The sequence below is a fragment of the Bartonella vinsonii subsp. vinsonii genome (assembly GCF_902825235.1).
In the GTDB taxonomy this organism is placed as follows: Bacteria; Pseudomonadota; Alphaproteobacteria; order Rhizobiales; family Rhizobiaceae; genus Bartonella; species Bartonella vinsonii.
The window spans coordinates 386,190-398,623 of record NZ_CADEAJ010000001.1 but is presented as its reverse complement, the minus strand read 5'-3'; the positions used below and the strand labels follow the sequence as shown (position 1 = coordinate 398,623).

Here is a 12,434-nt window from a genome sequence, read left to right as displayed (position 1 = left end):
CACTTTTTGTACACATTTTCATATAACGATAAAAGAATAAAATGAAAAAAGTTTTAAAAATGAAGCTTTTCTCAAACATCATAGCTTGTTTTATAATCTTTTTACAAAGAATATAACTTTACAGCAATTTTCAAAACCACATTTTTATCCGCAACATTTATAAATATATACTTTAATCAACAAAGTTTTAGAAAAGTATCAACATTTTATACTGAAAAACACAGCATCCCTTTTTGGTGAACAGTGCTTTTCGTGTAGAGACAGCATTATAATGGATCTCTTTATAGAGGTATCAACTCCAAGAGAATTTCTTTGCATCTTTTCCTATCCATGGTACGCAGACAAAAAAGAAACTTCAACATAAGGTTTTGTTCGAAATGCGTCTGTTGGGAATAGAAACAAGTTGTGATGAAACTGCTGCTGCTGTTGTTGAATACACCAATGAAGAAAACAGTCGAATTCTTTCGAATATTGTTTGGAGTCAAATTGATCATCATGCACCTTATGGCGGTGTCGTTCCTGAAATTGCCGCCCGTGCTCATGTTGAAATTCTCGATAGTTTAATTCTAAAAGCACTCACAGAAGCAAACACACCATTAGAAGATATTGATGCCATTGCCGCTACAAGTGGCCCTGGTTTGATAGGAGGACTTTTAGTAGGCGTTATGAGTGCAAAAGCACTTTCTCTTGCCATGAGAAAACCTTTTATTGCCGTAAACCACCTAGAAGGGCATGCTTTAACAGCTGTGCTCACGCATAATGTTCATTTTCCCTATTTACTGCTGCTGGTTTCAGGTGGACATACACAAACAATTCTCGTCCACGGGATAGGCAATTACCAGCGTTTAGGAACCACTATTGATGATGCATTAGGAGAAGCGTTTGATAAAACAGCTAAACTTTTAGGACTTTCTTACCCTGGTGGCCCAGCACTTGAAAAAATGGCTCTCTTGGGTGATAAAAATCGTATTCCTCTTCCACGACCTTTAAAAGGTGAAAAACGATTAGACTTTTCTTTTTCCGGCCTAAAAACCGCTGTCCGACAAGCCGCAACAGCTATGGCTCCTCTTACAGAAAGCGATGTTGCTGACATTGCAGCAAGTTTTCAAGCAGCCGTTACCGATACCGTGCATGATCGCGTTCATTTAGCTCTACAACACTTTACTCACCAGTATCCGCTCTCTCATTACCAAGGACGCCGTCCTCCTGCTTTAGTTGTTGCAGGCGGAGTTGCTGCCAACCAAGCTATACGATCGACATTACAAGAACTGGCACATCAACATGGTTTTGAATTTATAGCTCCACCTCTTTCCTTATGTACCGATAACGCTGCAATGATTGCTTTTGCTGGGGCACAAAAACTTGCACGAGGGGAAACAAGTTCTCTTGATATTGCTCCTCGTTCACGCTGGCCATTAGATGAAAAATCCCCCCCCTTAATCGGAATGGGACGCCGTGGAACAAAAGCATAAGAAAAACAAATTGGCTACTTTTGTTATTCACATGGCGCTTTCACGCACCCTATGAGGTAAAAAAGATTGCCCATTTTTCTATCACAAAATGTGACTCTAAAAAAGGAAACAAATTGATAATGCAATTCTTTACCCCATTTTAAAAATCACACTTGATGGTGTGTTATACAGAGGCTTATAAAAAGATGTACATGACTTGTAAAAAATATCAAAGTTCATAAAAAGGAGAGCTTATGGCTTATTGGCTTTTTAAATCTGAACCCCATAAATGGTCATGGGACATGCAAAAGCAAAAAGGTGCTGTTGGTGAACAATGGGATGGTGTGCGTAATTATCAAGCCCGTAATAATATGCGCGCTATGAAATATGGTGATAAAGGTTTTTTTTATCATTCAAATAAAGGATTAGAAATCGTAGGCATTGTAGAAATATGTGCTGAAGCACATCCTGATTCCACAACTTCTGACCCACGCTGGGAATGTGTAGATATCCGTGCACTCTGCGATATGCCAACACCTGTTTCATTAAAACAGATTAAAGCAAATCCAAAACTGAAAAATATGGTACTGGTTAATGTCTCTCGCTTATCAGTGCAACCCGTGTCAGAAGATGAATGGAAAGAAATCTGTTTGATGGGCAACCTTAAAGAAACATCCCTCGTTGCTCCCAATTCCATTTCGCAACAGCGCTCGTGAAGGACAGAGCTAAAACCAAACACGGAAAAAACGGTAGAAATTACAGAGAAACCCTTCTAAAAAGCGCATATGTGCTAGGAGCGTCGTACCATTTCCTTCACCCTTAAAAGCAGAAATACGCCGCGCCCTAAAACACAAAAAATGGTTCTCATCAACGTACAAAACACTCCGCCCGCAATTCCCCACTTGTCAGCGAATGACCAGAGAAACAACAAAATTCGTTTTTAAAAAAGCTTTCTTTTTTAATTTCTCTTGCATGAAATCCCATTTTTCATGAAACTACTCTCCACCAATTGGTACATCAATATATTTTATAAGGAAAAAAATGAACTCTATACCCTTTTAATTGTTGAAGAAGATGATGATCTGCGTCCTATTTTGGTAGAACAACTACAAATACATAAAGAATTTGAAGTCTTACAAGCAAAAACAGCTGAAGCAGGAATAATAATAGCCCGAGAGAAACATATTGATCTCGCTATTTTAAGTATTGAATTTTCTGATCTTGATGGTCATACCGCTGTTAAAAAATTACGCTCCCAAAAATTTCGTGCTCCCATCATCATGATTACCAATCATAACACAAATTGCGATATTCTTTTAGATCTTGAAACAGGCGCCAATGATTATGTGACAAAACCCTTTCGCTTTGCTGTGTTATTGGCACGGATCCGCGGCAATTGCGCCAATACGAGCAAAACAACGATGCAGTTTTCACATTGGTCCCTATAGCTTTAAACCAAAACAAAGGCTCCTCATTGATCAATGCAATAACAAAACGCATCTCACAGAAAAGGAAGCCGCGATTCTTAAATACCTCTCTTCCACACATGATAAAATTGTGAGCCGTGAAACACTGTTAGAACAAATTTGGGGCTACAATGAACATGTTGTCACGCATACTTTAGAAACCCATATCTATCGCTTGCGACAAAAAATCGAAAAAGACCCTTCCAACGCACAAGTCCTCATTACCGATCAAAATGGCTATCGCTTAAACCTTTAAAATTTCTCTCACATGAGCTGGTTCAAAAACGATTTTGATACCCTCAATTCTTACTTTGATACCCAAAATAGAATATTTTGACTTAGTAAAGATCATTCATCACTTTGCGCTTTGAATACGCATTCTGAAGAGAGCCATATTTCTCATTGTATCCCCATCTTATAATGGATTAAAAAGTTGCCTGCACACCACAAGAAAGAAGCGACATGGAAAACAAGCCAAAAAGAATGATAACGCCACTTAATCACTACATAAGAAAAAGTTGTTCCCCATAGATTTTGAGATTCTTCACGAGCGACGCTGTAAAAGGGGAGTAGAAATAAAACGAGAAGCGTTTTCATAAGCTTGTGGCGATAATGCAGGAATAAAAACACGCCGTGATTGACGACGCTGTACAAGCAAGCCTTGATAAACACGTTTTTGTGCCTGACACATTAAGAGCCCACCAAAATAAGGCAAAAGATAGCGTACAAACGGCTCATAAAAAAAAGAAAATAATCGTGAGGCATAACCTGAAGAAGGCATATAATGTACAATTTCTTGCACTGATCCAGAAATAAAATTTGTTTTTTCAAACAAACGAGTGATTTGTTGCCGACTATAAGGTTCACCGTAACCAAAAGGTGTACAAGCATTGCGCGCCCAAAATCCAGGGCGATGTGGAACAATAACAATTAAGTTCCCATTGGGTGCTAAAACGCGCCATATTTCATTCAGTGTTTCAAATGAATTTTCTGTATATTCAAGTGCATGAACCAATAAAATACAATCAATCGAAGCATCAGAAAGCGGCAAATCTTCTTCAAAAACAAGAGCCGTAGCAACCTTATCATCACAAGGCCAGGGCGAAGCACCCTGACCTGCTGGCATAAAAGCAAAACATTGTTGTGCACGTGCACGCAATACAGAAAGATAAGGAAGCGCATACCCCAACCCCATAACCCGTTTATCAGCAAGATCGGGCCACCATAAATTTAATTGCTCACACACTGTTCCCTGAACGCGCTGTCCAAGGGCAGAATCATAAAAATCTTTCAGTGTGACTATATCCAACTTAACATACCGTGTAGAAAAAAACTTCAAACATCACAAGCTTTCATATCCCCCACTTATATGGGCTTTTCCCTTTTCTCCGCAATGGCAAAAACTCTCATATTTCATATTTTAAACCCAAAGAACAAAAAACGGCACAGAATATTTTTCATAACCCCTTCATAAAAAACACTTTCATTACGCCTTTTATTCCACATCCTAAAAAATTTCGCATATGCTCTTTTCAACATCAGACAAAAAAAGCGATTAATGAAAATGAAGCAACCTTTCAAGATAGTTTTTTTCTTCTTCCAAAATATGCTCCTTACCAAGGCGCTTGCGAATTTCTTCTAAAATCCGCCGCGCACGCATTTGATCACTTTCTTGTGGTAGTGTCACACCTTCTTGCCCTTCTTGATCTGGTTTTGAAGAAAGCGACCGCCCTAATGGATCTTTAGGATCATGAATAGCATTTTGACTATCGCCGGATTCTTTAAGCATTTCACGCATTTTCTCTAAAACATTTTGTGCGCCTTGCCGCAAAGCTTCTAAAGCATCTGACTGATTTTGTATGGATTTCTGATTGTTTCCATGTTCAAGAGCATCTTCTGCAGAGTTCATTTTCTCTTCTGCTTTTTTGAATGCGTCACTTGGTTCAAATCCTTGCTCTGATAATTCTTTTTCTAACGTTGATAATTCAGACTGCAATTCGGCTTGACGTTTTTGTAAAGATTTTTTTTGCTTTTCTGGTCCATTTTCTCCCCGTCGTTGTTCCATTTCTAATTGGTGTGTTTCATTAAGAATTTCCTGTTGACGACGCATTAAATCTCCAAGCTTATCCATCTTTTCTTTCATTTGTGCAGATTGGCTCTGATTTTGCTTGGAACCTTGATTGCCTTTTTGAACTTGTAAATGATCAAGAGTCTGTTCAATTTCAGCCAACAACTGTTCAGCTGCTACAGAGGAACCCGTCTTGGCCATTTCTTCGATTAAATCCAGCTTTTTTTCTAATGAATCCTCAGAAAAGTTGGGACGACTAAGATTATGATTGCTGGGATTGCTCTTGTCTTGTGCTTTTTCAGCCAAAGCGTGAATATAATCATCCATAGCTTGGCGTAAATCTGCCATAAGCCGTTCAATTTCTGTATCTGGAGCACCATAACGAAGAGCATCACGTAAAGCCGCTTGCGCTTGTTTTAAATTTTTCTGAACGGATTCGAGTTGATTATCTTCAATACCCAAAGCAATCTGCCATAAATAATCGACCACATTACGCAAATCATCTTCTGTTTCTGCCATAGAAAGTCTTGTCCATGCACTCTGTAGAGCAAGAAAATGTGTGATATTTTTAAGCCCATCTTCTGGACGCACAAGCAAAGCAGACAGCATATCGAGTACACGCTCTTGTGCTAAAGCATCAAGAGCCAATAAACGACGCAATTCACTCACTGCGCGGGCAACAGGATTCGAAAAAACACGTTGTGGTAAGGTCATAACAAAAGTTTTGCTACGCCCTTTCTGTCCTGCACCATCTTCTGCCACCAAAGTAATTTTGACTTCTGAACCAGCCCATGGATGGGCCGATACATCTTGGACCGTTCGCATTTTACCTTTTCCGCCACGCGGTAGAAGAAGCTTTATTTCAGGTGCCTCATAAAGAGAAGAAGCGCCTTTACGCTGATTAAAAAAAGGTCCTATTTCAACAAAAGCCTTTGTCACTCCATAATCATCATCCAGCTCATACTGAAGTTCTAATGAACCCGTCAAAATCCGCCCTGGTTTTTCTAACCAACGAATTGTCGGAACCTGATCTTTAATCATTTGCAAATGCCATTGCTGTTTTTTATGCCGCGATAACACTTCTAAATTCATTGAACGTTCTAAGCGTGTTTCAAACTGAATGATGGGATCATTCAAAGCCACCTTTTCGTTTTTCTTAGAAAACAGAATTTCCTGTGCGTCCTCTTCAGAGTTTGCTTTCACTGTAACACCGGCACCATTAGTAACACGTACAACCACATCACTTCCTTCAGGAACCGCAAGTTGTTTTTCTTCACCTTGTGTTAAATAAAGAGGTGCAACGCCTGTATAAGCAGGTGGCGTTACCCAAGCATCAATCCGCATTGATGCTTCATCGACCAGAGGGCGTAAATCGAACGCATCTGCCAAACGTCCTCCTAACGAGCCAAAAGAAAAACTAAAAGCACACACAAAAAGGAGAGCACATAAAGCTCTGAGAGCCAGAGGATCACAAATTGCACTATTAGGATAGATAAATCCGGTTTTTAAAGGGTATAATTGTTCTGCCATACGGCGTTGATGTTCACGCCAAACAAGAGCACTAAAATCTTCATCATTCTCAAGACACAAACGATCTGTTTGAACGCTTAAAGGTTGATTTTTAAGACCGTTTTCTTGTTCAAGACGCTGATCAACTTCTCTCATTGTAGGAAAGCGAAAATGAATAAGAAAAAACAAGCTCCCTACAGCCAAAAAAAGTATAATCCCGAGTAAAAGCAAATGTAGCCAATAACCCAGAATTCCAAAAATACCGAACCAACTAAGCGAACAAAAAAGACTGAGAACTAAGAAAAACGGCAACAACCGTATCCATATCCGCTCAAATGAGAGGATAAACCACATCAAAACGCGTGCATACAAAAGTTTTATCCTTGCAAAACTTTTGATGTTTTCATTTCTCATAGACAAGCATGTGTCCCCTTTTACAACGGTGAACTGAGATCTTAATCTCCTCCTCACTTTAAAAGATGAAGATTCTTAACCAGCACCCATCTGTAATCAGATTGGTTTCTCTCGAGAGAAGTCCTACCCGCTAATCACTTGTGTGATTCATAGACCCTCTGAGCAAATCTTACCCTGAATATTACGTTCAACTTTATACTTTTACACTTGGTTGACGCAAAAGAAAACTGAAATTAAATAGATTTTCACTCTGCATGAATGCACCTTATTACTGTACTGAAGAAAAATATTTTATGACACTCCTGATAAACCACACATAAAATAATTTTCAGACACGAAACTGTTTCACCAAACTTTAGTAAAAATAAGACCAAGAATGCTTAACAATGTTCAATCCAATCTGGAATATGATCACAACCTATCAATTGAGCATAATCAAGACGCGGACGAACAACTGCATAACGCATATCCTGAACGAGAACTTCTGGTACCAAAAGTCGACTATTGTAGGTACTCGACATCACCGCACCATAAGCACCTGCTCCCGTAATGGCTAGAAAATCGCCTGCCGAAACAATCGGCATGGAGCGATTTAATGCCAAATAATCCCCTGTTTCACAAACAGGACCAACAACATCTACATTGATCAATGGAGCCTTCATCGGCGCTTTCTCCACCGGTATCACATTCTGCCACGCATCATAAAGTGTGGGACGCATAAAATCATTCATTGCCGCATCAACAATAACAAAATTGCGTCCTTCACCTTTCTTTAAATACAAAACAGATGTCACCAACACACCGGCGTCCCCAACAATACTGCGCCCAGGCTCTAGGATAATATGAATCCCTAAGGGAGCAATATGTTTTTTTACCAGTGCCGCATAATCAAAAGGAGAAGGTATTGGATGCTGCTCATGACCATAAGGAATACCAAGCCCTCCCCCAATGTCGACATGGGTTATTGCATACCCATCATTCCATAATTGGCGCACAAAATCTGCAGCAATCACAAATGCATCTTCAAAGGGCTTTAAGTCACAAATTTGGCTACCAATATGGAGATCAACACCACAAACATCAAGACCAGGCAATTGGGTTGCTTTTTTATAAGCATCCTTAGCCAACAGGAGTGGAATACCAAATTTATTTTCGGACTTGCCCGTTGTAATCTTCTTATGGGTTTTAGCATCCACATTCGGATTAATGCGCAAAGAAACACGTGCTGTTTTTGAAAGAGCAACAGCCCGCGCTGATAATTGTTCAAGTTCTGATTCTGATTCAACGTTAAAACAACAAATATCCTGTGCAAGAGCAAAATCCATCTCTTCAACTTTTTTACCCACACCAGAATAAACAACGCGATGAGCAGGAATACCAACAGCAAGAACACGCCGTAGTTCTCCTTCTGAAACCACATCCGCTCCCGCTCCATGATTCGCTAGAAGCCGTAAAACCGCTTGATTAGAATTCGCTTTAACCGCATAAGCAATCAAACTAGGCACATCTCGAAATGCATTCTGATAGTCTTTAAGATGTGCAAGGAGTGCATTGGCTGAATAGCAATAAAAAGGTGTTCCAACATCCCGCGCAAGTTCCAAAAGCGAAAGATCTTCAACGTGGAGTACATCCTGACGATAAGAAAAAAAATGCATAAAAACCTCTATTGTATCAATCGATCGAGAATAAAAGGTTTATCTGCTTTGCTTTGAGAAACGGAGGCTTCTTTCGAAGAATCCATCATTGTCGCAGGAGGCAATTCTAATGCCCCTTTGCGCCCACACCCAACGATCATAACACTCCCCCAAAGAACAATTGTTAAATTCTTCAAAATGATTTTCATACGCCCTCTTCCCTCCTATCGACATTTCTTTTATTTTTTGAATTTACAATCCAACCCTTCAGGCGGTTATAAGGCGTTTTTTCCAATAAGCAATTTGATAAAGCACTTCTGAAGGTGCCGTACCACCAAAACTTTTACGGCTTTTAACGGATTTTTCAACCGTCAAAACGTCAAAAAGTGCTGCATGAATCTCTGGACAGATCATTTGAAGTTCAACCAATGATAAATCATGCAAAGCGCATTGTTTTTTTTCTGCCAGTGCGACAGCCCGCCCAGTAATATGATGTGCTTTACGAAAAGGAATTCCTAATTCACGTACAAGCCAATCGGCAAAATCTGTTGCGGTAGCATAACCGAAAGCAGCCGCTTGTTTCATAGCATCTTCATTGACTTGCAAATCACCAAGAATCCCTATCATTGCTTCCAGTGATAATTCTAGACTCAAAGCTCCATCAAACACATATTCCTTGTCTTCTTGCATATCCTTCGAATAAGCAAGGGGCAGTCCTTTCATCACCGTTAACAGACCCATCAATGCACCATTGAGTCGCCCCACTTTAGCACGCACAAGTTCCGCAGCATCCGGATTTCTTTTTTGTGGCATAATGGATGAACCCGTTGAAAAAGCATCCGATAAACGAATAAAATGAAATTGTTCACTTGACCATAGGACAATTTCTTCGGCTAAACGCGAAAGATGCGTTGCACAAAGAGCACCAGCGCTTAAAAATTCCAAGGCAAAATCACGATCAGAAACACTATCAATCGAATTGCGTGTTGGTTCTCGAAAACCTAATGCTTTTGCTGTCATAAAACGATCAATTGGAAAGCTTGTTCCTGCCAAAGCAACAGCTCCCAAAGGGGATTCATTCATTCGCTCGACCGCATCACGCATTCGCGATAAATCTCGAGCAAACATTTCAACATAAGCCATCATATAATGACCAAATGTTACAGGCTGTGCCGATTGTAAATGCGTAAAACCTGGCATAAAGGTTTCAACATGCTGTTCTGCTCGAACAAGCAATTGCTCTATCAATCTTTTCAAAATTTGTGCAATTCTCTGTGATGCTTCACGCACCCACAAACGAAAATCAACGGCAACTTGATCATTGCGGGAACGCGCTGTGTGCAAACGTCCTGCTACAGGACCAATCAATTCATTCAATCGCGCTTCAATATTCATATGAATATCTTCAAGCTTTCGTGAAAAAATAAATGTACCGTCCTCAATTTCTTGTTGAATACGTTCTAAACCATGAACAATTTTTTCATAATCTGATTGTGAAATAATCTTTGTTTGTGCCAACATCGCGGCATGAGCAAGTGAACCTTCAATATCCTGCCGATAAAGTTTTTGATCAAAATCAATAGAGGCGTTAATTTTTTCCATAATTGCAGCAGGTCCTGCTATAAATCGGCCACCCCACATCTGGTTTTTTAATTTCTCATGCGTCATACTCTCAAAGCACCCAGTGAAAAGGACAAAATTATGTTTCCTCAAATTTTTATAAGCAAAAAAAGGCAACGTTTCCTTCTATTTTCTATTATTTTCCCCTCTTTTATTATTGCCTTGAGTATATACGCAACAATAACCCACTCTCATAAGAAAGTACAAGCAATAAACACCGATAAAGCACGAGCGGAAAAAATAATGGCGATCAAAAAAGCAGCCAACGGTTTTTTTACCCACATGCGATTTGCAGATACGCTCTTAGATATGAAAGAACTCTCTTTCCAAGATATTCAAGGAAAAGACTACAAACTTAACGACTTTACTGGAAAACCGATGCTCATCAATCTGTGGGCTATTTGGTGTGCACCCTGCCGCACAGAAATGCCAGAATTGGCGCAATTAAAACGTGAACTTGGTGGAGAAAACTTTGATGTCATAGCTATTAATATTGATAAAACTGCTTCTCCTGAAAAAATTCAGAAATTTTTACAAGATATTCATGCCGATAATTTGCTTTACTATCGTGATGAAACAATGGATATTTTCAACAATGTCAGAAAACAAGGGCTTGCTTTAGGACTACCCGTTACATTGCTTATCGATAAAAATGGATATCTCATTGCTTCTTTCAACGGTGCAGCTCCATGGGCGAATAACGATGCCAAAGCGCTTATAAGAGCTGTCATAAAAGAAGCACTCTAACCTAATAACCGCGTCTTTTTAAACGTTGTATAACGAGATCCAGTGCAGACAAAAAAGCCGAACGATCTTTGCGACAGAAGGGACGCGGACCACCTGTTATATTACCCTGTCCTCGCAAATCTTCCATCAAATTGCGCATTGCCAAGGCTTGACCAATTGAGTTTACATCAAAAATACGCCCCGTTGGCGAAAGACAAAAACCTCCCGCCTTCACAACGCGTGCAGCTAAAGGAATATCACTGGTAATAACGACACTAGCCTCATGCACATGTTCTATAATCCAATCATCAGCACAATTAAATTCTCCAGAAACAACCACCCTTTCAATGAGGGGTTCATCTGGAAGAGGAAAAAACCGATTTGCCACAACAAATGTTTTAAGCTGATAACGTTGCATCACACGATAAACTTCATCTTTTACAGGGCAAGCATCGGCATCAATCAACAAAGTAATGGCAGACTTTATAGGAATATTTGTACCTTGACTTTCACGCAATAACTAAATTCTTTCAATCATCTGAATGTTGCAAATGCTTGCGATAAAACATTATCGCCGCGTTTATTTCCGCGCCAAAAATAAAAATTGCGCTTAATATGTAAAGAAATATTATGGCAACCATAATAGATGCTAACCCCGCATAGGTAGAAATATAATCAAACATTGTCAAATATTGCGCAAAAGCAATAGAAGCCATAAACCACACCAACATTGTGACAACGATTCCTGGTAAAATCTCTATAAATTTCCGTCGCTCTGCTGGTAGCCATTTATGAACAATCAAAAGACTTACAAAGAGAACAACTGCTGCGATTATGTAACGCCATAAACGAATAACACCAATATATTCGGTCATGAAAAAAGAATGATTTTGCATAATCTTGAGAAGCAAAGGCGCTAAAATCAACAAAAAGCTGATTACAACAAGACCAATAGCTCCAAGGATCACAAAAAACAAACTTTGAAAACGACAAAACAACAAACTACGCCGTTCAACAACACGATAAGCTTTATTTAAGGCTGCACGTAACGCCTCTATTCCATTAGAGGCAAAATAAGCCGCTCCAATGACAGAAACTGTCAACACTCCTCCCCGCTGAATGGTCAAAACATTGACAATTTCTTGAGTTAAAGGCTCAGCAATGACATCTGGCAATAACTGTACCAAAGCTTTGATTTTTTGCGGCGTGTATGTAAAAGCGCCAATAAAACTAGCAAGAGATGTCCAAAAAATAAAAAAAGGGAAAAATGCTAAAAGCCCTGACAATGCAATATGACTAGCAAAAGCACTTCCATTATCACGCCAATAATGACTTACTGCATTAACAAGAATACGATAGCTATACCAAAAGATATTTTTTAACAAATCTTAATACTTTCTGATAACACCCTTTCTTAATCACTCCAAGCTTCACAAAAATCATCAAACTTAAAAAAACATTTCCCACTATAAAAGGCAATGATCTGTATAGTCAAGCTTCACTCTGTAGCGAAACTGAAAAGAACAATGCAACAAATCCTCCTTGT

Annotated in this window: 10 protein-coding genes and 1 pseudogene; 4 read left to right on the top strand and 7 right to left on the bottom strand. The window is 39.4% G+C overall.

What is annotated here, in order from left to right:
- The first annotated feature begins 377 nt into the window (after window positions 1-377).
- The 3 genes and pseudogenes from tsaD (at window position 378) to J7R12_RS01610 (ending at window position 3,173) form a co-directional block, all read left to right on the top strand.
- Window positions 378-1,472, top strand: a complete 1,095-nt coding sequence (gene tsaD, locus J7R12_RS01620; RefSeq protein WP_126602034.1) for a tRNA (adenosine(37)-N6)-threonylcarbamoyltransferase complex transferase subunit TsaD — start codon at window positions 378-380, stop codon at window positions 1,470-1,472.
- A 233-nt stretch (window positions 1,473-1,705) separates the two neighbouring features.
- A complete protein-coding gene (locus tag J7R12_RS01615) occupies window positions 1,706-2,167 on the top strand; it encodes an EVE domain-containing protein (RefSeq protein WP_126602036.1) in 462 nt (153 codons plus the stop codon).
- A gap of 273 nt (window positions 2,168-2,440) precedes the next feature.
- Window positions 2,441-3,173 (top strand): annotated as a pseudogene (locus J7R12_RS01610) (response regulator transcription factor).
- A gap of 288 nt (window positions 3,174-3,461) precedes the next feature.
- On the opposite strand, the gene J7R12_RS01605 reads toward J7R12_RS01610, so the two are convergent.
- The 5 genes from J7R12_RS01605 to argH form a co-directional block, all read right to left on the bottom strand.
- On the bottom strand, window positions 3,462-4,226 hold the full coding sequence (locus J7R12_RS01605) for a class I SAM-dependent methyltransferase (protein ID WP_126602038.1): 765 nt from the start codon (window positions 4,224-4,226) through the stop codon (window positions 3,462-3,464).
- 246 nt (window positions 4,227-4,472) lie between these two features.
- Window positions 4,473-6,908 (bottom strand): TIGR02302 family protein, encoded by a 2,436-nt coding sequence (locus J7R12_RS01600; RefSeq protein WP_126602040.1) that lies wholly within the window; start codon window positions 6,906-6,908, stop codon window positions 4,473-4,475.
- Between the two features lie 380 nt (window positions 6,909-7,288).
- The gene (gene lysA, locus J7R12_RS01595) at window positions 7,289-8,563 is read right to left on the bottom strand and encodes a diaminopimelate decarboxylase (RefSeq protein ID WP_126602042.1); all 1,275 of its coding nucleotides are present in this window, start codon (window positions 8,561-8,563) and stop codon (window positions 7,289-7,291) included.
- A gap of 8 nt (window positions 8,564-8,571) precedes the next feature.
- On the bottom strand, window positions 8,572-8,751 hold the full coding sequence (gene lptM / locus J7R12_RS01590) for an LPS translocon maturation chaperone LptM (protein ID WP_126602044.1): 180 nt from the start codon (window positions 8,749-8,751) through the stop codon (window positions 8,572-8,574).
- Window positions 8,752-8,809: 58 nt separating this feature from the next.
- The gene (gene argH / locus J7R12_RS01585; RefSeq protein ID WP_126602046.1) at window positions 8,810-10,210 is read right to left on the bottom strand and encodes an argininosuccinate lyase; all 1,401 of its coding nucleotides are present in this window, start codon (window positions 10,208-10,210) and stop codon (window positions 8,810-8,812) included.
- Window positions 10,211-10,243: 33 nt separating this feature from the next.
- Here argH and J7R12_RS01580 point away from each other — a divergent pair, with 33 nt between their 5' ends.
- Entirely contained in the window at window positions 10,244-10,909 is a 666-nt protein-coding gene (locus J7R12_RS01580; RefSeq protein WP_126602047.1) for a TlpA disulfide reductase family protein, read from the top strand.
- A 1-nt stretch (window position 10,910) separates the two neighbouring features.
- Here J7R12_RS01580 and J7R12_RS01575 read toward each other — a convergent pair whose 3' ends face one another.
- Window positions 10,911-11,405 carry a YaiI/YqxD family protein gene (locus J7R12_RS01575; RefSeq protein WP_126602049.1) on the bottom strand — a complete coding sequence of 165 codons (495 nt, stop codon included), beginning with the start codon at window positions 11,403-11,405 and terminating at the stop codon, window positions 10,911-10,913.
- Between the two features lie 13 nt (window positions 11,406-11,418).
- Entirely contained in the window at window positions 11,419-12,273 is an 855-nt protein-coding gene (locus J7R12_RS01570; RefSeq protein WP_126602051.1) for a YihY/virulence factor BrkB family protein, read from the bottom strand.
- Between the last annotated feature and the right edge of the window lie 161 nt (window positions 12,274-12,434).